The following is a 23,873-nucleotide window of genomic DNA, read 5'->3' on the forward strand; positions in this document are numbered from 1 at the left end:
AGCGTGCACCCGGTTAGGAGCTGAACACATCATGGGACGACTTAGGCTCATCTTAGGTTCGCCGAAGGCGAACCGATGCGCGTTAACGCACAGCAGGCGCGGCCACCCCCAGTTGAACGGTGAGGACGTCTCCGGGGTGCAACGGGGTCGACTCGCTGGCGGGCATCGCGGCCTCGGCCCCCGACGCCTTGCGGGTGATGCTGAACGGCCCGGACTGCGTCCTGCCCGGCGTCCGGTCCTGCTCGGCCACGGCGCGCTGCAGCTTCTCGGCGCGGCGGCGGGCCTCGGCCAGGCGCGAGCGCGTGGCCTGCAGGTCGGTGGCGATCTCCTGCCGGCGCTGCGTGTCGAACTTGAGAAGGGTCTCCTCCGCCCGCACGCGCTCCTCCTGGACGCGCAGGGAGCGCACGTCGACTTCCCTCTGCTTGGCGGAGACGTCCGACAGGAGCCGCTCCACCTCCAGCTCGCGGCCCGGCGCCGAGAGCCCCTTGGCCTGCAGCGCGCCGAGTCCCTCGGCCCTGCGCTGGACGGCGTCCTCCTGCTGCTTGAGGTTGACCGCCTGGGCCTGCAGCGCCTGCACCTCGCGGTCATAGAGCGCCGCCAGCTTGCGCTGCGTGTCGATGGAGGCCTGGAAGGCGCGCGAGCGGGACTCAAACAGCGCCTCTTCCAGGCGCATCCGGGCCACGAGTTCGGGATCGTCGGTCCGGCGGCGCAGCTCGGCGGGGAAGTCGACCCCTTTGGCGCCCGCCAGCTCGGACGTCAGCCGCGCCTGGCGCACGGCGAGTTCGTCGATCTGCTCCAGGAGGCCGCGAAGTTCAGCCCGGGTCGACGCCGCGTCGTCCGGCGCGCCGCCGCCGCCGGGCTTGCGGTAGAACCCGCCCGCGATGCTGACGGCCTGCAGCACCGTCATGCCCGGCCGGAAGGCGAACTCGCCCGGCCGGTCCACGTCGCCCATGACGTAGAAGGGGCGGAACTGCGCGATCTCGACCGACGTGCTCGGGCGCTGGCTGAGCGACAGTTTCGCCTGCATCAGCTCGGCGATGGCGTTGGCCAGCGCGGGTTCGGTCGAGCCGGCGGCCTGGACCTCGCCCAGGAGCGGCAGGAAGATCGTGCCCGCCGGGCTGATCGTGTATTCGCCGTTGATGGGCGAGCGCAGCTCGCTCGTGCCCGGATACCATTCGACGACGTTCACCTTCACCTTGTCCTGCGGCCCGAGCGCATAGGTTTCGGCGTGGGCCGGCAGGCCCCAGAAGCCCGCGGCCGCGAGGAGGCCCAACGCCGGCGCCAGCCAGCGCGCGCGCCGGCTCGTTCTGAAAGAGGGCGATCCGTTACGCATCATTCACCGTCCTGCCGTCCCGCGCGGGACGGCTGCAGGGCTGTCCGGAAGCCGGCCTGCTTCGCTTCGCGCAGCGGCGTCCAGGGCTGGTTGTCCGTGGCGATGATCTCGGCCAGCAGCATGCGGTCGCTGTCCGTGCCGCGGATCTGGACCAGCCGCCGGCCGGCGAGGCCGGCGAGTTCATAGGCGTTCGCCGCATAGGCGCAGAAGATCAACTCGCGCAGATAGCCCGGCGTGAACTGGGCCGGGTCGGCCTGGCGCAGCCATGCGGCCGCTTCCCGCGGCGTTCCTCCCGCGCCGGCCAGCAGCGCCCAGGCCCGGTCGGCCTCGTCGGAGGGCCGCTTCGCGCGCACCTGGGCCATGATGGCGCGGCCGTCCTGCGGCGCCCCCAGCCGGATGAACAGGCGGGCGAAGTCCAGCAGCGTCGCGTCCGCGGCCTCGCCGGAGGCGGCGAGGCGGTCGGCCGTCCCCTCGATGAAGCTCGACTGCAGCTCCTCGCGGATGGTCGCCAGGGCCCGGCCGCGCCGGCCAAGCCGAAGGTCGAGATCGGCCAGGCGCACCACCCGGATGGGCTGCCCCCGGGCGGAATCGAGCGCCTGGTCGCTCCAGCGGCGGGCGCCGGCCTCGTCGCCCAGATACAGGGCCACCTGGCCGGCCAGCACCGGGTCGGTCAGGAAGAAGTCGTTGCCGGCCTTGCGGCTGATCTGCTCGACGATGTCGCGCCGCTGCGCGGCGAGCGCCGCCTCGGTCATCATGGCCACGACGTCGGCCGGGAGGGTCTCGAAGCCGACCGCCTCGGCGGAGGCCATCGACCGGTCGAGTTCGCCCTGCAGCAGCGTGAGGCGAAGGTGCAGCTGCGTCACCGCCTTGCTTTGCTTGCGGCCGGGCTCCGCCTCGAAGCGGTCCAGCCGCTCGAGCGCGGCCGCGGCCCTGTGCGCGTCGATCTCGGCCTGGATGAGCGCCAGCACGATCTCCTCCGGCGCGCCGTCATGGTCGTATTCGCGCAGGAAGGCGGCCGCGAGATCGGGACGTCCGGCGGAGGTGAGCGCGCCCGCCAGCATGGCGAAGGTCGCCGGCGCGCGGGTTCCGGACGCCACCCAGTCGCGCCCCTTCGACAGCGCGCGATCGAAGTCTCCGCCGCTCACCCGCAGGCGCATCTCGAAGGCGACGACGCTGCCGTCGACCGCCGCCGGATAGCTCGCGGCGAGGCGCTCGAGAAGATCGGCGCCGACCAGCGGGCGGCCCGCCCGTCCCTCGATTCGCGCCAGGGCGATGAAGTCTCCCGCGGCCCCCAGGCCGCCGCCGATCAGCGCCTGGAGGATCTCCTTCTCCTTGTCGGTCCAGCCGAGCTCGCCATAGGCCTGCGCCAGGAGCCGCTTGGTTTCGGCGGTCGGCTGCACCTTGTCCAGCTGCTCGAAGATCCGCGCATATTCGGCGCGCCGGCCCATCTTGCGATAGTATTCGCCAAGTGTTCGCAGCAGGGCGGGATCGCTCGGCAGATCGATCCGAAGATTTTCCAGGAGCGACACGGCGCCCGCGATGTCGTTGGTGCGGGCCCGCGCCTTGGCCAGCGCCGCCACCGTGCTGGGCGAGCGGTCGCCGGAGGCGAACTTCGATTCCAGGGAGTGGCGCGCCCACGCGGCGTCGCCCGCCTCCAGGGCGAGCAGGGCCAATTCGCGTCCGCGCGGAACCATCAGGGCGCTGAACGCGATCGCGGTGAGCGCCAGCGCGAAGACCGGCGCCTGGGCGCGGAACCGGGCGAGCGCCAGTCCCCGCCGCGAGCCGGACCGCGCCGCTCCGGGCGGCTTCGCCCTGCGTTCGGCCGCCGGCCGCCCGTGCGCGCCGCCGGCGTCAGGTCCGTTCATGGAAGCCGAGCCGCTCATGGCAGGGACACGATCCGGGTGAGGTCGGGGGTCGACACGCAAGGAATGAAGCCGTTGGCCCTCTCCTCCGCGGCGATCTTCTGGATGCCGGGCTTGTCCTGCGGGTCCCAGTAGTCGAGGGAGAACAGCTTGACGCGCTTGTCCCGGCTCTGGGCTGCGCGCATCTGCCGCTTCTGCCAGGCGTAGTCCTGCGGCGGCACATAGCGATAGCGGCCCGAGCGGGCGTCGAAAGTCGTCATCACGGACTCGCCGAGCAGCATATCGAATTGACCGACGATGCGCGGCAGAACCGCATAGCCGCGATTGATCATGATAAGCGCCTTGGGAAATCTTGACCTGATGTCGCGCATGATTTGCGCGGCGGCGTCGATCATCCCCGGATAGGTGCTGGGCGATGTGCGCTCCAGCGTCTCGGCCGAATCCAGCGTGTCGATCATGAGGCCGTGAAAGCCCCGCTTCAGGATGGCCGGAACGATGTCCTCGAGGATGCGGCGGCGCCAGCGATCGTCCCGCACGTCGACGAAACGCGCGTCCGGCCAGGCCGGGTTTTCGGCCCCCAGCATGCCCGCGGCCGCCATCTCGCCGAAATAGGGACGCGCGGTATGAACCTCAACTATACTTAGGTATCCAAGAACTATGCTTTTGACGCGGAGTTCGGACAAGGCGGCCTGATCGTAATCGCTGTCCAGCGCGACGATGCCGAAATCCCCGACGGCCGGGTCTGGCTTCGCCCCGTAATAGACCAGGAAGGTCTGCTCGGGTCCGCCCGACTCCGCCAGGACGCGGGTCTGCGTAAGCATGACGCAGGATGCGAGCCCTGCAAAAGTGGCGAGCTGCCTGCGATTGAGCGCAAGCGCGCCAGTTGGCGCGCACTCGGAAGCGGTCAAAGCGGCTGCGGGGGCCGGCTGAGAACCGTCCCTCGTACCCAGCTGACCCTTGACGCACTTCATCACTTATTTCTCGATCGCGGCGAATACGAATACAGTACTATATCTACGTCGAATTGCAGCAAAAATCTTCACCGTTAACCACAAATTAACGAATTGCATGCGGGGAGGGGTTGGGCGATGGGACCACTCGGCCCCGCCCTGCGGCCACAAGGGAAATCCCAGAGGAGGGCAGCCTGTTGGCTGCCACAACGCTCAAGCTGTTAAGAGTAAGTCCGTTAAGGAAGCGGTCGACTTATCAAATGCAGGCAGCGTTGAAAACTGCACGATTTATGCGACCGATAGTGGAACCAAACCGGGGCAATTTAGATTGCTGCCTCGGTAGTAAGTATTGTATAATTCGTGGTAGGGCGCGCGGGTCCAGTCGGCCCGGCGTCCGTCAGTGAAAGGGATGCGAATGAGCGGTCCTGACAGAGCCGGGCTGCGTGCGCAGTCGCCGCCGATGGTCCAGCAGCTCGGAGAGGCCGGTCCGGTCCATGGCTCCCTCGCGCCGGCCGCCGCGCGCGCCGTCCTCGACGGGCGCGACGGTCGCATCAAGGGGCTGATCGCCGAGCCGACGCGTGAGCGCAAAACAGAGATCCGGAGCAAAACCGAACCCAGATCGAAGGCCAATATGCGGATGATGATGTTCGCATCCCTGGGCCTTTGACCGGACGCAAGCATCCCCCGAACAAATTAGAGACATTGGCCGCCCGGCTCTCCCAGCCGGGCGGCCTTTTCATGTCCGAGGCTCCTCGGCGCCAGACGAAAAAAAGGGCCCGCTCGTGCGAGCGGGCCCTGGCGTTTCGAAGAGGGGCGGGCCTTCAGCCGCTGTGGAACATGAAGTCGGCCGAAACGAGCGCGCTCTTGAGCACGCCGCTCAGCGTGATGCTCTCGTCTGCGCCATGGCTGATCACGACATCGTTGCCAACCTGGGTCGCAGCCGCCAAGACGGCGTTTGCGTCAGCGAACAAGGACGTGGCGAAGTCGAGCGTGTCGTGGGTCGGCAGCGATCCGGGTTCAAAGCCGCTGATGACGGTCTTGCCGATGGTCGAGTTGAAAACGAAGCTGTCGGGCGCTGCTGTGGTCGCGGCGACCGCGGCCGTGCTCGGCGCGGCGCCGGCCACGAGCGTCACTGAGACGCTGTGCTGCCCAAGGCCCGCCAGCCCCAAAGTCAACTGCTCGCCATTCTGGGCGACGATGTTGGCGCCGGTCACGGCGACATGTTTGCCGGCGACATCCGCCAGATCGATGCTGACTGTCCCGTCTCCGGTGACGGCGAATTGCAAATTCGTCCCGTCTCCCGTGACGCTGGCGAGTTCAGCCCGGGCCGGCAGCGCGGTGATATGCGTGACGTTTGCCGCGGCGCCGCCAGTCAGCAGGTGGATCTCGTAGCTGCCGCCGCTGGTCGGCAGGAACACGCTATCATTGTCATAGGCGTACCATCCGGTCACGCTGGCGATTTGCTGGCCCGGGTTGAGGTCCAGCGCGAACTTGCCCAGATCGCCGCCACCCGGCGAAGCAGTCGCGGTGAGGACGCCGTTTGCCGCATCATAGGCGTAGTCAAGGCTGGCCTGTTCGGAGCTGGCGACGCGAGCGGCGAGATCCGCGACGGTGACGAATTCCGAGCCGTTCTGCGCCGCATAGGCGACGAAATCGGTATACATCGCCTGGGTGTAGGGCGACGGCTTCGGGGCGTTCGTCGGCCACAGCGCGGCGCCGTAATCATGCCAGGTCCAAAGCACCACCGGCAGGTCGGAATGGAGGCGCAACGCGTCATATTCCGCTTTCCACTCGGTCAAGGCCTGCGCCGGGCTGAGGCCGCCGCCAAATTCCGGCGCAGCTTCCACCAGGCTGAAATCGGACTTCATGTTGGGCGCGAGATAGACGTGCTGACGATCGGTCGCCGCGGTCGTGAGATAACCAAACGCGCTCGGATAGTCGGCGCCGATCCCGGTATAGCGGCCGGTGAGGTAGTTATAGGTCGAGTTGGCGAAAATGAGATGGTCGGTGGCCAGCGTCTCAGGCGCGCCCGGCACCGCCACGCCGGTGATTATGCTTCCCAGATGGCTCTCGATTTGCGTCTTTGAGCCCTGGAACTCGCTGGCGATCTGGGCCGCGGTCAGGAGGTTGGTGTCTTCCGGATGGGTGATGGTGTGGCTGCCGATTTCGCCGCCGAGCGCCATCAGCGCCCGATAGTAAGGCAGCGACACCGTCCAGTCAGTGAACTCGCCCTGATTCGGATTGGCGCCGATGTCGAAGTAATAGGAGCCATTGAAGTTGTAAGCCTGCTTCCATTGCTGCATCAAGGGCACGAAGGCGTCGTAGATCCCGGGGGCGTTGTTGGGCGGGTTGACGTCGGCGGCCTCCTGCGCCTGGTCCATGTCGACGCGGGTCGCCAGGATCGAGCTGCTGCGGCTTATATGCAGGCTGAGTTCGGGCGCGCCGGCCCTTTGCTGTTGCACCACATAGTCAATGGCGTTCGACAGGAGGTTGTGATCGGCCAGGATCGACTCGGTCGAAAACACCACGTTTTTGGCGCCCGTCGCCGAAGTCTGGGTGGCCAGGATGGCGTTGTAGGTCCCGTCGGGCAGCGTCGCGGCGGTATGGCCCACGACGCTCTGCGTGGCCACAATCTGGGCCTTGCTCGGATCCACCGGCGCGTAATAGGCCGTCCCGACCTTGCCGGCCGTGTTGGCCGAGTAGGTCTGGATCAGTTCGTTGGCGGCATAGCCGATGACGGGGCCGGCGCCGTCCGCCGCCCTCACGGTGTCGGTGGTGACGCTGTCATAGCCGACCGGCGTGACGCCGAGCAGGTTGTTCATATTGGCGCTGGACGCGGCCAACGCCGCGCCATTCTCGTCATTGCTCATGAAGTTGTTGGCGGTGATCAGGCCCACGCCCGATTGCACGGCCGTCGTCAGCGCCGACGTGATCACGGCGTAATCCGCCGCCTTGACGTTCTGGAAGGAGGGGAACACCAGCGCCGAATAGGTCTTGAGCGTATCGGCGTTCTTCAGGTCGGCCTCTGACAAGAGGTCGAACGGCACCCCCGCCATGGCGGCCTGGTTCTGCGCCGCCATGAACAGGTCCGAATAAGCCGTTGGGCTGAAATATTTGGCCGCGCTGGTGTCGGAATAGACGATGCCGACCTTCAGCGCATGGGTCACCGGCGGCGGCAGCGAGGCCGGGTCGGTGATCGTGTAAGGCGGCGACGTGTAGGTCGTCGGCAGGAAGGTCTTATCGTTGAGGTCGAACAGGAAGTCGACCGAGGAGGGCGCGCCCGCCAAGTCGGATTTCGGGATGGCGAACTCCACCGTGGTGTGGTCGGCCGAATAGCCATGCGCCAGCCCGGTCGCCACCAGCGTCTGCCCAGCCCCGTCCTTGTAAAGATTGACCGAGCCATCGGCGCCGAAATTGACGTTGTATTCCGCCCCGCCCGAATTCCCGAAGATCTGGTAGCCCGTCGCCGCGTTGCGGTCCGTGTTCAGCCAGGCCGTGGTGCCGGCGCCGATCGCCGCGCCCGATTTCAACGCCACGATGTAGCTGTCGCCCTCGTAGCGGCCATAGACCTCGACGCCCGCCACGCTGTTGGCCGCCGTCTCGAGCCGGTCCTTCGCCGTCCAGTCGGTCAGCGCCCCGTCCAGCGTCACCGCGCCGATCGTCGTGACGGGCGACACCGTGTAGCCGCCCGTGCCGTAATTGGCCGGCAAGAAGATCGCGTCATTGACGTCGGCCAGCACCTGGGCGACCCCATTGGGGTCGGAGACCTGGTTCCATGCGACCGCGAACTCGACGGTCTGCTTGTCCGCGCTGAAGCCGTAGGAGACCACGGCGTTGGGAACCAGCGTCTCGCCGGCGCCGCCCGTGTAGAGATGCGGCGCGCCCGCAGCGTCGAAATTGATGTTGTATTCGGCGCCGCCATTGGCGCCGAAGATCTTGTAGCCCGTCGCCGCCTGCTCGTCGGTGTTGAGCCACAAGGTCGTGTTGGGGCCGATAGCCGCCGGCCCCTTCAGGGCGAAGACGTAATTCCCGCCGGCCGACTTGCCGTAAAACTCGTAACCCGCCGCGCCGCCGCCGAAGGTGTCCAGCCGGTCGGCCTGGGTCCAGTCGGCGAGGCTTCCGTTCAGCGTCACGCCGCTGACGGTCGCAAACGTGTCGGTGATCGTCCCGGTCGCGCTCATATTGGCGGCGCTGATCGTGCCGCCGGCGTTGGCCGCCATCAGGGTCAGGATGACGCTTTCCGGCCCCTCTGTCAGACCGTCCGTCAGCGTCGAGATGCTGACCGTCTTTGACGCCTCGCCCGCCGCGAAACTCACCGAGCCGCTCGGTGCGGTGTAGTCGGCGCCGGCCGTCGCCAAGCCGCCTAGGCTGTAGGTCACCGTCTCGGCCGAGGCGGAGAGGTCGCGCGTCACCGTGAAGGACAGCGTCCCGCCCTCGGCTGCCGATGGCGTCCCCGCGACCGAATAGACCGCCCCGACAGGATCGGTGATCGTCCCAGTGGCGCTGGCGGCGGTGGCGTTGATCGTCCCGCCGGCGCTGGCATTCGTCAGCGTCAGGATGACGCTCTCCGGGCTTTCGACCAGATTGTCCGTCAGCGTGTCGAGGGTGATGGTCTTCGTAAGTTCCCCGGCGGCGAAGCTGACCGTGCCGGCGGGGGCGGTGTAGTCTTTTCCCGACGTCGCCGTGCCATCCAGGCTGTAGCTCACCGTCTCGGCCGTGCCCGAGGCGTCGCGCGTCACCGTGAAGGACAGGGTCCCGCCCTCGGTGGTGGCCGGCGCGCCCGTAACCGCATAGGTCGGGACCGCCGCAGGGTCGGTGATCGTGCCGGTGGCGCTGGCGGCGGTGGCGCTGATCGTCCCGCCGGCGCTGGCATTCGTCAGCGTCAGGATGACGCTCTCCGGGCTTTCGACCAGATTGTCCGTCAGCGTGTCGAGGGTGATGGTCTTCGTAAGCTCCCCGGCGGCGAAGCTGACCGTGCCGGCGGGGGCGGTGTAGTCTTTTCCCGACGTCGCCGTACCATCCAGGCTGTAGCTCACCGTCTCGGCGGTGCCCGAGGCGTCGCGCGTCACCGTGAAGGACAGTTTCCCGCCCTCGACGGCGGTCTGCGCCCCGGCGATCGAATAGGTCGGAATGGCCGCGGGGTCGGTGATCGTCCCGGTGGCGCTGGCGGCTGTGGCGCTGATCGTCCCGCCGGCGCTGGCTTTCGTCAGCGTCAGGATGACGCTCTCCGGGCCCTCGACCAAAGAGTCCGTCAGGGTGTCGATGGTGATGGTTTTCGTGAGCTCGCCGGCGGCGAAGCTGACCGTGCCGGCGGGGGCGGTGTAGTCTTTTCCCGACGTCGCCGTGCCATCCAGGCTGTAGCTCACCGTCTCGGCGGTCGTGGAGGCGTCGCGCGTCACCGTGAAGGACAGGGTCCCGCCCTCGGTGGTGGCCGGCGCGCCCGTAACCGCATAGGTCGGGACCGCCGCAGGGTCGGTGATGGTGCCGGTGGCGCTGGCGGCGGTGGCGCTGATCGTCCCGCCGGCGCTGGCATTCGTCAGCGTCAGGATGACGCTCTCCGGGCCCTCGACCAAAGAGTCCGTCAGGGTGTCGATGGTGATGGTCTTCGTAAGTTCCCCGGCGGCGAAGCTGACCGTGCCGGCGGGGGCGGTGTAGTCTTTTCCCGACGTCGCCGTGCCATCCAGGCTGTAGCTCACCGTCTCGGCGGTCGTGGAGGCGTCGCGCGTCACCGTGAAGGACAGGGTCCCGCCCTCGACGGCGGTCTGCGCCCCGGCGATCGAATAGGTCGGAATGGCCGCGGGGTCGGTGATCGTCCCGGTGGCGCTGGCGGCGGTGGCGCTGATCGTCCCGCCGGCGCTGGCATCCGTCAGCGTCAGGATGACGCTCTCCGGGCTTTCGACCAGATTGTCCGTCAGCGTGTCGAGGGTGATGGTCTTCGTAAGTTCCCCGGCGGCGAAGCTGACCGTGCCGGCGGGGGCGGTGTAGTCTTTTCCCGACGTCGCCGTGCCATCCAGGCTGTAGCTCACCGTCTCGGCCGTGCCCGAGGCGTCGCGCGTCACCGTGAAGGACAGGGTCCCGCCCTCGACGGCGGTCTGCGCCCCGGCGATCGAATAGGTCGGAATGGCCGCGGGGTCGGTGATCGTCCCGGTGGCGCTGGCGGCTGTGGCGCTGATCGTCCCGCCGGCGCTGGCTTTCGTCAGCGTCAGGATGACGCTCTCCGGGCCCTCGACCAAAGAGTCCGTCAGCGTGTCGATGGTGATGGTCTTCGTAAGTTCCCCGGCGGCGAAGCTGACCGTGCCGGCGGGGGCGGTGTAGTCTTTTCCCGACGTCGCCGTACCATCCAGGCTGTAGCTCACCGTCTCGGCGGTGCCCGAGGCGTCGCGCGTCACCGTGAAGGACAGCTTCCCGCCCTCGACGGCGGTCTGCGCCCCGGCGATCGAATAGGTCGGAATGGCCGCGGGGTCGGTGATCGTCCCGGTGGCGCTGGCGGCTGTGGCGCTGATCGTCCCGCCGGCGCTGGCTTTCGTCAGCGTCAGGATGACGCTCTCCGGGCCCTCGACCAAAGAGTCCGTCAGGGTGTCGATGGTGATGGTCTTCGTGAGCTCGCCGGCGGCGAAGCTGACCGTGCCGGCGGGGGCGGTGTAGTCTTTTCCCGACGTCGCCGTGCCATCCAGGCTGTAGCTCACCGTCTCGGCGGTCGTGGAGGCGTCGCGCGTCACCGTGAAGGACAGGGTCCCGCCCTCGACGGTGGTCTGCGCCCCGGCGATGGAGTAAGTCGGCGGGCCGGGCACGACGGGGCCACCACCGCCGCCACCACCGCCACCACCAGCTCCACCGCCACCGCCGGTGCCGCCGGGCACGACCGCTGGGGCGCTACCGAACAACGATCCTGTATAGGTCTCGGTCCCCGCCGCAATGTGGTGGAAGAAGCTGAGAATGTTCGGCGCGGCGCGGTCCACGAACTCCGCCGACTGCGAGAACGACGCTACGAGGTCCGGAACCGACAGCCCGGAATGGGTCCAGAACTGCAGGCCAGCCGCGTCCGGGGCGCGGTTGAGCACGTTATGGTAAAGCTCGGTCACGAAGGCGTTGACGTCAAAGCTTGAGCCCACGCCGTAGCGGTCGCGGAACTCGGCCGAATTGGCGAAGCCCTGGGCGATATCGTGCAGGCTGGCGCCGCCGCGCAGCGCGTCAGTCCAAACATCCAGTCCGGCGGCGTCGGGCTTGCGGCCGAACACGGCCTCGTAGAGCCGGATCACCGTCGAGGGCCCGCCCTGCGCCTCCGAGGAGGCGCCGATCACCGTCGTGATGTCGTCGAGCGTGAAGCCGCCTTTGGAGAGCTGGGCCGAGCGCAGCGCCAGCTCGGCCGGCGTCGGGTCGCGCTGCAGGATCTCGTGATAGAGCTCGGTGATGGCGGCCCCGATGTTGCCCACCCCGCCCGCGCCTGGCGGCAGCGGCGCATCGGTGAAAATCGAGCCGCGATAATCCTCGGCGCCGGTCGCCGCGCGCAGGAAGAACTCCAGCACCTCCGGGGCGGCGCGCGACACGAATTCGGGCGACTGCGAGAACGCCACCAGCAGGTCCGCCGGGGCCGTGCTGGATTGGGTCCAGAACTTCAGGCCCGCCGCGTCCGGCTCGCGGTTGAGCACGTTGTGATACAGCGACGTTACAAAGCCCGCGCGGTCGAAACTCGCGCCAACGCCGTAATGGTCGCGGAACTCGGCCGAAGCGACGAAGCCCTGCGCGATGTCGTGCAGGCTGGCGCCCTTGCGCAGCGCGTCGTCCCAGCTGTTAAGCCCGCCCGCGTCCGGCTTGCGCCCGAACGCGGCCTCATAGAGCCGCGCCACCTCGGCCGGCGCCTCGCTGGCCTCGGTGGAGGCCGCCAGCGCCAGCACGATTCCTTTGGAGTCGATGGCTCCGCCGGCCTGCAGGGAGGCCCAGAGCCGCTGTTCCGCGCTCGTCGGCGCACGGCCCAGAATGGCCTGGTAGTAAAGGGTGATCTCGGATGCCGACGTCATGACGCTACTCCTGGATGACGCGATGCGTATGCGAAACGTTGTTCTGAAATGGCGTAGCGCTCCGAACAAGCGAGCAAGAAACACGGCCTGGAACGAAAGAGTTCCGTCGGATTTAATCTAAATTTTGCACGGTTGATTAATGCCGGATTGATGGAAAGAATGCGCAAAGGCGGCCCCGCGCCGGAAAAGCTCCGGCGCGTGGTGGGCAGGCCGTCTTGGCAGTCGTCTTGGCGGGGGCGGCGTGTCAGGCCCGCCCGCGAAGGGAGGCACCCCGGCCGATCAGGCCGGGGCCGAGGCGTTGGCCAGGGCCGCAGCCTCGGCGTCCGGCCGGCGGGCTGCGGGGCTGCGTCGGCGGGGCTGGCGCCGACGCTCCCGCAATCCCGCCAGCCGGAGCATGTCGTCATAGAGGCGCCGGAAGATCTCCCGGACCTCCTCCTCGGTGCGCATCTCGCCGGCGGTGTCGCAGAACACAGGGAACACCGCCTCCCATCGCCAGGCGACGCCGCGGCTCGTGCTGACGCGGAAATAGTGGCCGAACTCGATGGCCCCCGCATACACATAGGTGAAGGTTTCCTGCGGCTCTGACGCCAGGCCGCGCGCCAGCCTGCCCTTGGCGGGCCTGCGCTCGAATTGCAAACTCATATGGACCTCCCGAACGCAGTGTTGCGCTGGCGGAGTGATCGGCGCCCCGCGAGGGGCGACGTGGAGGGTTGGGCGTCGCCGGCTAGGCGATGCTCGACGAGGGGTCTTTCGGCCGGACTTCCGACGAGGCGGAGCCGGCGTCCTCGTTCAGCGCCAATGGCGGCCGGGGGCCGAAATAGGGCTGATAGAGTCCGTCGTGATGATGTCGCCTCGCGCGCTCGGAGAAGAAGGGAGAATAGAACAGCGGGTCCTGTCGTTTTTCGCTCTCAGGGATCTTCTTCATTTCAACCCCCATAGAAACGGGTGAGTTAACGTCGAGCAGATCACCGTCAAGATTGGTGACATCTCATCCTCATTGCTACGAAATCGGCCCCAACTACAGCTTGATTTATAAACAGTTAACAATGGAGTTTGCTGTCAGTCAACTTTTATCCACTAGTTCCCATGACATAGTCCTGGATCTAATCCGTGGATTAGTCTTGTAGAAACAAACACTTATGTTGGCGAGATCAAGGCGCTCGGACGACCAGCCGGCGGGCGCGGCCGTCTCAGGCCGCCGTCCGGCGGATCTGTGCAGGTTAACCAACTTGATCATAGCACCAAACGGCCGGCCGCCTGTGACGCCGCTCACACGCGCCAGCGAAGGACGGGATCGAGCCAGTCCCGGATGTCGAACGGCGAGAGGCTACGCCCCGACGCCGCCAAAGCTCAAAGGGGGGCCGCGGCGTCGACCCTGACTGGCGGACTCTGCGCCGCTCTGGCCCGCCGGCGTCGGCCACGCCGGTTGCGGGGCGGGTCAAGGCGGCGGGCCGTGGCGGAGCGGGCCGGCGCCTGCGGGACGGCCCTGGGGGCCCAGGGGCGGCGGAGGAGGGTGGAAAGGGAAAGGGAAAGAAGGGGGAGGGGACTCTCTCCCACGCGAGGCAAGCCGTCAGCCGTCGGAGGAGCAGGGCGACGCGCGGGCCCAAACGGAGCGTGAGCGCCTATGCGTCGATCATCGCGATGCGCGCCGCAGCTTACCGGCTGGCGGCGCAGGAGGCGAGGCGTTGTCGCGGGCCGGGCCGATCGCATTGAGCGCCTGATCCGGTGCGCGCCCCGGCGCCGCCTGGCCAGACGTGTGGCGGCCAGGCGGGAAGGCTGGCGCACGCCGCGCTGTCCTGGCCAATGATCCCGCAGGTGGCCCGATGCTGCGCGAACTCGCCCGCGCAAACGACGCCGCCCGAGTCTCGAGCGGCGGCCCGACCCGACGCCCGACGACCGGCACGCAATGGCGAGGCCGGGCTCTCGTAGGACCCATGCCGCCCAGCGGCGCGAAGCGGCCAACACGACGGCGGCGGATGGGGGGCGAGCACGCGTCGTCAGCTATAATAGCTGAACTCCGCCTTCAGGAACGACGTCCCGACCACGGCGACGTCGGACGACGACGTGACGAGGACGTGGATGTCGCCATCGGCCAGTTGCGGCAAGCTGGAGAAGGTCTTCGACCACAGCACGTCATTGGCGCCGAACTTGTCGCGCGTCGTCTGCTCGCCCGCCGGGTTGCCGTAGCGAGCGCCGCCGCCTGTCCCATCGATGGTGATGGTGGCGTATTCCTGCTCTTGATTTTGGCCGTTGGAGTAGTTGTCGAAATCGCCTCGCGCAGTGATCACCAGCACGGCGTTGCTGGCGTTGCTCGGCGCAGTGAAATCGAAGCTCCCCGACAGCTTTGACGGGAAAGCGACGGTCGTCGTGGTGAGATCCAGCACGTTCTTCAGGTCGATGGCGAAATCGGTCGTGAGCACATGCGCTCCGTTCTGCGTATTCGTCGCTTGCAGACGCAGGCTCAAATCGCCGGGGTTTTCGTAGTCGAGGGACTGCCCAGCGGCCAGCTTGATCAAGCGGGCGCCGCCGTCGACGACGAATCGATTGTCGACCGATCCATCATCGGCCAGCACCTGATAGGTGTAGGATGCAAAGCCCGAGGCGATCCAATCCGGATCAGCCAGCGCAAACGACCCCACGGGACCGCCGTTCACATTCTCCAGAATGGATAGCGGGGCCACGGTCAGCCCCGTGGGCGCCTCGTTGACGTCGTTCAGCGCCACCGTGAAGTCATGCGTGATCGTCTGGCTCGGATCCGCCACATTGGTCGCCTTGAGGCGGAGGCTTAAGTCGCTAGGCTGCTCGAAATTGAGCGCCGCGCCGGGCGCGAGCCGGATGGAGTTGGAGGCTGCGTCGATCACAAAGCGCCCGTCTGCCAAGCCATCATCGGCCAGGACCTGATAGGTGTAGGTCGTGAACGGACCAGCGCCGTCTGGATCGGTCATCACGAAATCGGCGAGCTTGGCTCCAGCGGTGTTCTCGTCAACCACGCTGGCGGTGATGGTGAGCGCCGTCGGCGCCTCATTCACGTCTTTCAGCGCGATGGTGAAGGCCTGCGTGATCGTCTGGCCGGGATCGGCCACATTGGTCGCCTTGAGGCGCAGGCTCAGATCGCCAGGCTGCTCATAATCAAGCGCCACGCCAGACGCGAGCTGGATGCTCTTGGCGGCTGGATCGACCACGAAGCGGCCGTCCACCGAGCCGTCGTCGGCCAGGACCTGATAGGTGTAGCTCGTGAACGGACCCGGCCCCAAATCAGGGTCGCTGATCGCGAAGCCGGCGACTTTGGCCCCAGCCGCAGTCTCGTTCACGTTCGTGGCCGTGATGCTGAGCGCTGTCGGGGCCTCATTGACGTCGGTGACGTCCAGATGGAACGCTGTGCTGACTGGCGTGGAGCCGATGACGCTGGGGTCGATGACAGCCACCCTCACGTCATAAGCGTTTTTCGCTTCGTAATTCGGCGATGGGCCGACGAAGTACAGCCCGTGTCCTCGCACTTCGAACGCGGCTGCGTCGGCGCCAGTTAAGCTATAGGTCCCTGCGGGGACGGCGTCCGGATCCGTGAAGGACAGGTCGGCGACCTTCACGCCCCCAATCAGATCCGCATTCTCCGCCACCGACGCCTTCTCGGGGGTCACCATGATGGCGGTTGGAGCGCTGTTGGGTGCGGGCGCATCGCCGCCCGCGTCGCCGGGATTGGCGTCGGCGTCGCCGCCGTCGTTCTGGCCGGCCGCGGTGAGCGGCTTGCCAAAAATCGAGCCCAGATAATTTTCCTTCCCGTCGGCGATCATATTGAAGAACTTCAACATGGCTGGCGCGGCGCGCGTGATGAATTCTTGCGATTGCGAGAAGCTGACGACCAGATCGGCCGTGCCAAGGCCCGACTGCGTCCAGGCTTGCAGGCCGGCGGCGTCGGGCTCGCGGTCGAGCACATGGCGATACAACTGCGTGACGAAATCGGTCAGGTTGAAATCCGAGCCGACGCCGTAGTGGTCCTTGAACTCCTGCGAGGTCACGAAAAACCGAGCGATGTCGTGCAGGCCGGCGCCGGCCGCCAGCTTGTCGGTCCAGACGTCGAACCCGGTGACGTCGGGCTTGTGGCCGAACACGGACTCGTAAAGCCGGACCACGGCGGAGGGATTGCCGCTGGCCTCGCCCGAAGCTCCAATGATGTCGCTGATCTGCTCAAAGGTGAAGCCGCCACGCCCGAGCTGTTCGGCGCGCAAAGCCAGCTCCGCCGCGGTCGGGTCGCGCTGCAAGATCTCCCGGTAGAGCTGCTGGAGGGCGGCGGGCAGGTCCGGCACTCCGTCGGATTGTCCGGCTTGCTGCGGGAGGTCGCTGAAGATCGAGCCGACGTGATCCTCCGCGCCCTTGGCGGCGAGCAAGAAGAACTCCAGCGCCTCCGGCGCGGCGCGGCTGATGAATTCCGGCGACTGCGAAAAGCCGATCAGCAGGTCGGCGGGCGACATCCCGGACTTTGTCCAGGCTTGCAGGCCGGCCGCGTCAGGCTCGCGGTCGAGCACATGGCGATAGAGCGCGGTGATGAAGGCGGCGCGATCGAAGGCGGCGCCAGCGCCGTAATGATCCTTGAACTCTTGGGAGCTGACGAAGCCTTGGGCGATGTCGTGCAGGTTGGCTCCGTCGCGCAGCGCCAAGGTCCAGGCGTTGAACCCGGCCACGTCGGGCTTGCGCCCGAAGGCCGCCTCATAGAGCCGCAGCACCTCGGAGGGAATGCCTGAAGCTTCCTCGGACGCCGCGATCGCTAACGCCACGCCGCCATCGTCAAGGAAGCCGCCACCCTGGATCGCGACCCAGAACGCGCTCTCGGCCGGAGTGGGCGCTCGGCCAAGGACGGAGGTGAAACAGGACTCAATTTGCGAGGCGGACGCCATGACCTTCGGTCTCCAACGAGGGCCAAATAGGCCCATCCATTGGTGGCGTTTATGTCAAATGCCATCTATCGCTGTAAACGAAAGAGTTATCGTTTCGTTAATTTCACTAGGTCCCGTGTCGGCAGATCGCTTGAAGTATCATCAGTGTTGTCATCCGTTAATGAACGGGATTACCGGACCGTGCTGAAATTGAACGGGGGACCGCCGTGACACTGCCGCAGTTGCGCCTGCGCTAGTCGGCCCCGCTTCGGCCGCACGCTGGCGCGATCGGGCCAGCTGCTTGCGTGGCGTCGGCGCGGATCAAGCGGCGACTAGGGGGAGCTCGAGGCCGGCTCAGTCCGCAAGGCTTGCTTCGCTCGACGAGGCTCGATAGGAGTCGCCGGACTGATCCGGCGGGCGGTTTCAGAGCTCCTCTCCGGCTGGACCTGATCGGACCAAACGATCCATGGTTTTGGGAGACGCATGTCCGTTCTCGCTAGCATCGAGACCTACTATCGCGGGATCCAGCTCAGGGAACCGCCCCAGGCGGAGGCGCGATCCTACGCCGCACAGGTCCAATCGGGCGCTCTGACCCTGCCGCAAGTCCAGCGGGCCCTCATTGACGCGCCCTACACGGCGGATTTCGTCCTGCCCGTGATCCGGGTCTACGAAGCCTCGTTCGGGCGTGTCCCCGAAGCCGCCGTGGTGGCCTATTGGGCGTCCATCATCGCGTCTGGCGCGTTCACGCTTGTGCGGCTCACCAAGCTGTTCGCGGCCTCCAGCGAATTTGTCGCCCTGTACGGCGACGATAGGGGTGTGAATGGTCCCTTCGTGCGGGCCCTGTATGCGCGGGTGCTCGCCCGTGCGCCCGAAGATGTCGGTCTCGCCTATTGGGTGGGCTCCGGCCGGGAGCGCTGGGAAGTCTTGCACTTTTTGGCCCAGTCCGACGAGTTCACCGCCCGCAGCGAGCCCCACGTGACGGACTATTTGGAAGCGTGCGTTGCTGGCCAGCCGCGCCCGGCAGGGTCGTTGTTTGGGCGAGGTGGTCTGCGGACCGGCGCATCCTGACCAACCCCATAGCGCAAGCTTCACTCGGCCGCCTTGCTTTCGGCGGAACCGGGGGTGACAGCAAACTTGAAACCCGTCGGAAACTGTCTTAGAAGAGGATTGCACAGGAGCGCGTGATGTACGGAAATCCACAGCGGCGTTTGGCGTCGGACACCTTGGAGCTTCGGCGCGAGGCTGGCCGATGGCTGAAGGAGCAGCGCGAACGCGCCGGTCTCTCGCAGCGCCAGCTGGCGGAAGCCGTCGGCACCGAGTACTACACCTTCATCTCGCAGCTGGAGACAGGCCGCGGCCGCATCCCGCCGGATCGCTATCGCGCCTGGGCCCGGGCTCTCGGCATGGATCCGCGCGACTTCGTCGTCTCTCTTTTGCCGTTTTACGATCCGATCACTTACGAGATACTCTTCGACGAGCATGCCGTAGCGGGGTCCTGATTCGATGGCGCTGAGCGTCCTGCCTTTCCTCCGGCCCGGCCCCTCTCGGGTTGATTGGTCGAATCAGGAGCTCGCGGAGTTCTATCGGGTCGAGGCGGTGCTGGGCCGGGCCGGCGTGCAGGTCGAAACCGACCGCGGCGTCACCGACGAGGGCGACCCCTGGTTCGTCTTCTGCCGCGAAGAGACAGGCGACGTCATCATCCATCTCGCCCGCTATGACGGGCGCTATGTCGTGGCGAGTCCGGTCGTCGACGGCGTCATCGCCGGGCGTGATTTTCGGGCCATCATTGAGCAGCTCATCGCGGCGCATCCCGTGGTGATGCCGCAGGCGACTGACGGCAAGCTGCGCATTCATCCCTCGGCGCTGCTCGTGGCGCTGGTGATGACCTTCCTGTTCAAGAGCTTCAATACGGACGCCCTGGCGGGCGAGACGGGAGACGCAGGAGCGGGGCACGCCTCGGACGCCTCGCACTCCGCGGCCGTCGACGGCGCCGGGCACGGGCTGGAACACGCGCCTTCGCCGGCCGGATCGACCGATGATCGTGACGAGCGCCATGCGCCGTTGATCGAACAGCGGCAATCGGCTCTCTATCTGATGGCCATCGCGATGGCCGTGGCCATGGACACGCGACCTGCCGGTGTGTCAGACGCGCTGAGGCCGCTGTTTGTGCTGCCGTCAGATCATGCCGCCGGGCCAACTGCGGCGAGTTCCGTGTCCGGCTTGCTGGCGGGGCCGCATGACGGGTCGGCGATTGAATTGGCCAACGACCATGGCGGGCTCACGCCGGCGCAACTGGGCGGGACAGAACTCGCTTTGTCCGATGTCGCTCCCACAACGTCGCAGGTCTATCTCTCCCGCGAGGCGCCGCCGCCAGTTCTCCACCCCGTGTCCACCGCCTCAGACGCGCATATGGCGGCCGCAGCGGATCCCGAACCCGCATTGACCCAGGATGCGGGCCTCGCCAGCGCCATAAGTCCCATTCTGGGTTATCGGCATTTCGAGCCGCAGACGCCGGCGGACACGCCTCACCCGAGCGGCGCCGCTAGCCGGCCGACAAGCGGTTCGGCGGGCGCCAGCGCGCCCGCAGGCGCCAGCGCGCCCGCAGTCAGCGCCGCCGCGCCCGCGACGAGCCCGCATCCGGCCAGCGAAGCGGAGCCGGCCGCCGAGCGCACCGGTTCGGCCGCCGCCGATGGCGCGAAGCCGATCGCAGCCGATCTTCTCGACAAGATGATTGGGGCGACCGCCCTGAAGGCCGCGCTGGACGCGGTCTCTCCAAGCGAGGCGCTGGCGATCCGCAAGCTGGTCGGTCTTGCCGTGGAGCCGCTGCAGACCCCGTCGGAGGCCGGCAAGCCCGCCAGTCTGGAACCTGCGAAGGCCGATGTGATCCACGGGTCGGTGCAGAATGTCGCTGTGCTGAAGAGCGCCCTCGATTGGTTCATTCACGAGCGTCCGGACTTTGAAGTGATCAAGACGGAGAAGGATTTCATCCTGTTTGACTCCCATCAACTCGCGGGATCAGCCCGGGAGATTTACACCTGGGAACTCGGCAACGGCTCCAGCATCGCCATTGTCGGATCCATCCCGGATTCCGTCCTGACTTAATCTATCCGGGCCACGCCGCAGCAGCGGTGGCGAAAGCTGTCAGCCCCGAGAGCGGCTTGCAGCCAAATGGGTCAGGCGGCGTGATCGGCGCGCCTGTGGCCGGCCAGCCCGCACCCCAGAATGGCCCATCGAAATCCGAGCCCGAGCGGACGCCAGAGATCCGTCGACCCGCTCACCCCTTCGGAACGGGCGGTCGCCGCTGGCGGACCTTCGCCTTGGCGTTGTTGGAACTGACATGGATCGATCTCACAAGCAGAATTTGGAGCTGCAGGCCCTCCGGGGCATTGCTGTGCTGATGACCTTCTTCGCTCATGCGCCCATCGCCTATCCAAAACTCAATATGCTCGGCAGGATGAACCTCACATCGGGGGTGGACGTCTTTCTGGTGATCTCCGGGTTCGTCATCGCTGGCTCGCTCTTTCCGCAGTTGGAGCCGAAGCGGCCCACGGCTGAGCGGGTTCGCATCGTCATCGCCTTTTGGATCAGGCGGGCCTATCGGCTGCTGCCCGCCAGCTGGTTTTGGGCGTTGTTCCTGGTCGTCCTCGCGCCGTTCAACGCCTCGCGATCATTCGGCCCGCCCAAGCTTGTGGCGCAGGAGTTCGTTTCTGTTCTTCTGTATTCCAAGAATATCATGGAGATTTACGGCCTCAATTTCTCGGTGGGCCCCTACTGGAGCCTCTCTCTAGAGGAGCAGTTTTATCTGATATTGCCGTTTGTGGTGATCGTGTTCCCGCGCCTGTTGACGGCATGGGCGCTGATTCCTCTGATTCTCGTGTTGAGTTCTTCGCCGACGCTGCTTGGTTCGCATTATTGGTTTTTCCGAGTTGGACCGCTGCTGCTCGGGATCCTTCTCTATCGCATGCACCAGACGCAATATGCTGGCGACCTCGAGCCTGTCTTCTTGAAACGAAGATGGGTGGGTCTCGCCGCGACAGGGCTGCTGCTGTTTGTGGCGACGGTGGGCAGTTCCTGGCTGAAATTTTTCCCAGGCTCCATGCTCTACATCACGCTCGCCTCCGGCGCCGTGGTGTTCATCGCCAGCTACCGGAAGAACTATCTTGGCTTGCCAAAGCCTCTTATGGCGCTGATGGTCTGGGTTGGAGACCGGTCTTTTTCTCTGTATGTGTCACATTTGCCAGTCATTCTCTCCGTCTATGAACTGTATTTTCGGCTGTCCGGATCGCTTCTGAAAGATGCGCCCCGGGCCTATGCGATCGCCGCCATGGGGCTGTCGCTCGCGATCGCGCTCGTCGTCGCAGACGTGAGCTATCGGTGGCTGGAAAGGCCCTACCAGCTGCGGGGACGGCGCAAAGCTGAAGAGTACCTGCAGGCAAGATCGCAAGCGAGCCAGTCGCCGGAACCCGCCTAACCTGTCGTGCGACCCGCCGGCGAGGACCTTCTTCGAAAGGCTTTTGCCTGGCGCAAGCGAGGGGCGAGAAGGGCGGCCCACCTAGCCCTGTCGAGGCGGCCTCGCCCGGTCTGAGAGCCGGCGTTCCGACCGGTGCGCCTCTGCGCCGACGGGTCGTTTTTGCATGACCTGCAACCGAGCGAGAGGGGCATCGAACCTGGCCTGCCTGCCCAGCGCGGGGATCTTTCCCTTATCCTGCGGGAAGGGTTACCTCACTGTCGCGAGATCAGCCGGTCAGCCGCGTGTGCGACAGCCCGACCCCGACCGGGAGACGGTCTATGGCCTGCCCGGTTGCACCTGGTTCCCTGGGCGGTTGCACGACAAGCCTGTCCAAAAGCCTGCACAAACACGTGAGCGCCGGCGCGAACAGTTTCTTGCGCGCCACCGTCCGCGACCGCCCCGATAGCCAAGGTGCGCAAGGTCACATTCACGGAAGTCTCCGTCGCTTAGTCTCAAGATGCTGCTGATCAACTTCTTGGCCCCTTTTCATCCCGGCAGCGCAGGCGACCACGGAGAAGCATCATGGCGAATATTCAGGGAGTCTATGTTGCGCTGTTTAACCGACCTGCCGACCCAGCTGGTCTTAAGTTCTTCAGTGACGCCACTGGCGGTGGCAAGGATCTCACCAAAATCGGCGACCTCGCGTCAACGGCGGAATACCAGACGCGGTTCACGGGGATGAGCAACACGGAGATCGTCAACTCGATCTACAAGAGTCTGTACAACAGAGATGCAGAACCTACAGGGTTGAAATTCTTCGTCGACGCGCTGACGTCGGGCAAGCAGACGATCAATTCGATCGCCATCAACATCCTCGACGGCGCGCAGGGACCTGACAAGACCCTGATCGACCTGAAGATTTCGGCGGCGGACCTGTTCACCAGCCATATCGACACCAGCGCCGAGATCGCGGCCTATAACGGCACCGCGGCCGCCGGCCTGGGGCGCGCTTACCTCACGTCTGTGCTGACGACCTTGCCTTCGGTGACCCAGGTCGATGCGGCGATCGCCGGCATCGTCTCCGGCGCCGGCCCGAAGCCGGGCGGGACGCCTGGTCAGACCTTTACGCTGACGGCTGGTGCGGACAACTTCCTGCCGACCGCGACGAATGCGGCGTTCAAGACCACAGACAATGACGACACCTTCCGCGCCAATGTGACGGCGAACACCCTTTCCTCCGCCGACAACATCGACGCCGGGGGCGGGCATGACACCCTGAACGCGCTCTACACTGTCGCTACGGCGGTCACACCGGTGCTCACCAACCTCGAAGATGTTTTCGTTCAAGCGCTTGGGGCGCCGGTCACCTTCAATCTCACCGACTCGCCGAGCGTTTCCACGCTGTGGAATAAGTCTTCAAACGGTGCGTTCACCGGGACAGGCATGAAACTCGGCATCGACGCGGGCCTGACCGGCGTGATCTCCGAAAACGCTGTGTTTTCCTATGCCGGTGCGACCGGAACGGAGGACAAAGCGACGCTGCAAGTACGCGAGGCGACCTTCGTAACGGCGACCAAGACTGTCGCCATCACCGCCATCGAGCATCTCACCCTGCAGCAGTCGGACAATCCCGACACGGGCCCCAATATCAGCAACATTGCGGGCTTGGTGTCGAACGCGCGCAGCATCGACGTTACCGGCGAAGGAACGTTCAGCTTGGGCGGAGCGGCGAGCAATTTCGCCGCGCTGACCAAGTTCGACGCGTCGCATCACAAAGGTGACCTGACCTTCACGGTCAATGTGGGCACGGCGCCCACGCAGCCCCTGACCATTCTGCCGTCGGCCGAGGGCGTCAACACCATCACGCTGAAAGCCGGCAACGGTCTGCCTGACACGATCCAGTTCACCACCGACAACGTGTCGACCGTCGGCAAGCTCACCACGGTCGCCAACTTCAGCCAGAACGCCGAGGACAAGCTCGACCTCAAGGCCTTCGCGCTGGGGGCCGACACCACCGTCGGCACGACGGGCGCGACCCTGACGGGCGATGCGGCGGGCTTTTTCACCGGCACGAACCGGGTGATGCTGAACGACGCCACCGACACGATCTATGTCGACGTCAACAAGGACGGCAACTTCAGCGCCGCCACCGATCTGGCCGTCAAGATCACCGGCGTGACGGCGGCCGGGTTCACCGCCGCCGACCTCGTGCTGGCCTGATTGGCTCGGTGCGGCAGCACTTGCAGATTGGAGGCGAGCAACGGCTCAGGACAGTGTCTGAAACGCCGAGATGAAGAACCAAGACAAGCCTCACCCTGCGAGAGCCCTCTCTCGCGGGGCTTTTGTTTGATCAGCACGCGACGGCGTGGCGACAACGCCGGCCAGCCCG

The 23,873-nt window shown here is 66.2% G+C and carries 13 protein-coding genes; 6 read left to right on the forward strand and 7 right to left on the reverse strand.

Annotated elements, in window-relative coordinates; translation table 11 throughout:
* Positions 1 to 82: 82 nt before the first annotated feature.
* The 3 genes from ACYVO7_RS18505 to ACYVO7_RS18515 are packed head-to-tail and all read right to left on the reverse strand — an operon-like array spanning position 83 to position 4,016.
* The gene (locus ACYVO7_RS18505) at positions 83 to 1,333 is read right to left on the reverse strand and encodes a polysaccharide biosynthesis/export family protein (protein WP_460451291.1); all 1,251 of its coding nucleotides are present in this window, start codon (positions 1,331 to 1,333) and stop codon (positions 83 to 85) included.
* Entirely contained in the window at positions 1,333 to 3,198 is a 1,866-nt protein-coding gene (locus ACYVO7_RS18510; RefSeq protein ID WP_460451292.1) for a hypothetical protein, read from the reverse strand. Before ACYVO7_RS18510 ends, ACYVO7_RS18505 begins: the two co-directional genes overlap by 1 nt.
* Before the next feature lie 14 nt (positions 3,199 to 3,212).
* Positions 3,213 to 4,016 carry an endo alpha-1,4 polygalactosaminidase gene (locus ACYVO7_RS18515; protein ID WP_460451293.1) on the reverse strand — a complete coding sequence of 268 codons (804 nt, stop codon included), beginning with the start codon at positions 4,014 to 4,016 and terminating at the stop codon, positions 3,213 to 3,215.
* 544 nt (positions 4,017 to 4,560) lie between these two features.
* Between ACYVO7_RS18515 and ACYVO7_RS18520 the strand changes: the two genes are divergently transcribed.
* Positions 4,561 to 4,812, forward strand: coding sequence for a hypothetical protein (locus tag ACYVO7_RS18520; RefSeq protein WP_460451294.1), 252 nt, complete (start codon positions 4,561 to 4,563; stop codon positions 4,810 to 4,812).
* Positions 4,813 to 4,966: 154 nt separating this feature from the next.
* Here ACYVO7_RS18520 and ACYVO7_RS18525 read toward each other — a convergent pair whose 3' ends face one another.
* The 4 genes from ACYVO7_RS18525 to ACYVO7_RS18540 form a co-directional block, all read right to left on the reverse strand.
* The gene (locus ACYVO7_RS18525) at positions 4,967 to 12,163 is read right to left on the reverse strand and encodes a Calx-beta domain-containing protein (RefSeq protein WP_460451295.1); all 7,197 of its coding nucleotides are present in this window, start codon (positions 12,161 to 12,163) and stop codon (positions 4,967 to 4,969) included.
* Between the two features lie 279 nt (positions 12,164 to 12,442).
* The gene (locus tag ACYVO7_RS18530; protein WP_460451296.1) at positions 12,443 to 12,805 is read right to left on the reverse strand and encodes a hypothetical protein; all 363 of its coding nucleotides are present in this window, start codon (positions 12,803 to 12,805) and stop codon (positions 12,443 to 12,445) included.
* An 82-nt stretch (positions 12,806 to 12,887) separates the two neighbouring features.
* Complete coding sequence (locus ACYVO7_RS18535; protein ID WP_460451297.1) at positions 12,888 to 13,088, reverse strand: hypothetical protein; 201 nt, start codon at positions 13,086 to 13,088, stop codon at positions 12,888 to 12,890.
* A 1,072-nt stretch (positions 13,089 to 14,160) separates the two neighbouring features.
* Positions 14,161 to 17,055: a DUF4214 domain-containing protein gene (locus tag ACYVO7_RS18540; protein ID WP_460451298.1), complete on the reverse strand. Its 2,895-nt coding sequence runs from the start codon at positions 17,053 to 17,055 to the stop codon at positions 14,161 to 14,163.
* Positions 17,056 to 17,517: 462 nt separating this feature from the next.
* On the opposite strand from ACYVO7_RS18540, the gene ACYVO7_RS18545 reads away from it, so the two are divergent.
* The 5 genes from ACYVO7_RS18545 to ACYVO7_RS18565 all read left to right on the forward strand — a co-directional run bounded on the left by ACYVO7_RS18545 (position 17,518) and on the right by ACYVO7_RS18565 (position 23,704).
* On the forward strand, positions 17,518 to 18,102 hold the full coding sequence (locus ACYVO7_RS18545; RefSeq protein WP_460451299.1) for a DUF4214 domain-containing protein: 585 nt from the start codon (positions 17,518 to 17,520) through the stop codon (positions 18,100 to 18,102).
* 116 nt (positions 18,103 to 18,218) lie between these two features.
* The gene (locus ACYVO7_RS18550; RefSeq protein WP_460451326.1) at positions 18,219 to 18,533 is read left to right on the forward strand and encodes a helix-turn-helix domain-containing protein; all 315 of its coding nucleotides are present in this window, start codon (positions 18,219 to 18,221) and stop codon (positions 18,531 to 18,533) included.
* A 4-nt stretch (positions 18,534 to 18,537) separates the two neighbouring features.
* Entirely contained in the window at positions 18,538 to 20,136 is a 1,599-nt protein-coding gene (locus ACYVO7_RS18555; protein ID WP_460451300.1) for a hypothetical protein, read from the forward strand.
* Positions 20,137 to 20,371: 235 nt separating this feature from the next.
* Complete coding sequence (locus ACYVO7_RS18560) at positions 20,372 to 21,505, forward strand: acyltransferase family protein (protein ID WP_460451301.1); 1,134 nt, start codon at positions 20,372 to 20,374, stop codon at positions 21,503 to 21,505.
* A gap of 561 nt (positions 21,506 to 22,066) precedes the next feature.
* Positions 22,067 to 23,704 (forward strand): DUF4214 domain-containing protein, encoded by a 1,638-nt coding sequence (locus ACYVO7_RS18565; protein ID WP_460451302.1) that lies wholly within the window; start codon positions 22,067 to 22,069, stop codon positions 23,702 to 23,704.
* Positions 23,705 to 23,873 lie beyond the last annotated feature (169 nt).

This window comes from Alsobacter sp. SYSU BS001988, from assembly GCF_054796215.1.

Excerpts from the sequence above, each read along its gene's own strand:
- ACYVO7_RS18505 (WP_460451291.1), bottom strand. The coding sequence starts at position 1,333 with ATGCGTAACGGATCGCCCTCTTTCAGAACGAGCCGGCGCGCGCGCTGG.
- ACYVO7_RS18510 (WP_460451292.1), bottom strand. The coding sequence starts at position 3,198 with ATGAACGGACCTGACGCCGGCGGCGCGCACGGGCGGCCGGCGGCCGAA.
- ACYVO7_RS18515 (WP_460451293.1), bottom strand. The coding sequence starts at position 4,016 with ATGCTTACGCAGACCCGCGTCCTGGCGGAGTCGGGCGGACCCGAGCAG.
- ACYVO7_RS18520 (WP_460451294.1), top strand. The coding sequence starts at position 4,561 with ATGAGCGGTCCTGACAGAGCCGGGCTGCGTGCGCAGTCGCCGCCGATG.
- ACYVO7_RS18525 (WP_460451295.1), bottom strand. The coding sequence starts at position 12,163 with ATGACGTCGGCATCCGAGATCACCCTTTACTACCAGGCCATTCTGGGC.
- ACYVO7_RS18530 (WP_460451296.1), bottom strand. The coding sequence starts at position 12,805 with ATGAGTTTGCAATTCGAGCGCAGGCCCGCCAAGGGCAGGCTGGCGCGC.
- ACYVO7_RS18535 (WP_460451297.1), bottom strand. The coding sequence starts at position 13,088 with ATGAAGAAGATCCCTGAGAGCGAAAAACGACAGGACCCGCTGTTCTAT.
- ACYVO7_RS18540 (WP_460451298.1), bottom strand. The coding sequence starts at position 17,055 with ATGGCGTCCGCCTCGCAAATTGAGTCCTGTTTCACCTCCGTCCTTGGC.
- ACYVO7_RS18545 (WP_460451299.1), top strand. The coding sequence starts at position 17,518 with ATGTCCGTTCTCGCTAGCATCGAGACCTACTATCGCGGGATCCAGCTC.
- ACYVO7_RS18550 (WP_460451326.1), top strand. The coding sequence starts at position 18,219 with ATGTACGGAAATCCACAGCGGCGTTTGGCGTCGGACACCTTGGAGCTT.
- ACYVO7_RS18555 (WP_460451300.1), top strand. The coding sequence starts at position 18,538 with ATGGCGCTGAGCGTCCTGCCTTTCCTCCGGCCCGGCCCCTCTCGGGTT.
- ACYVO7_RS18560 (WP_460451301.1), top strand. The coding sequence starts at position 20,372 with ATGGATCGATCTCACAAGCAGAATTTGGAGCTGCAGGCCCTCCGGGGC.
- ACYVO7_RS18565 (WP_460451302.1), top strand. The coding sequence starts at position 22,067 with ATGGCGAATATTCAGGGAGTCTATGTTGCGCTGTTTAACCGACCTGCC.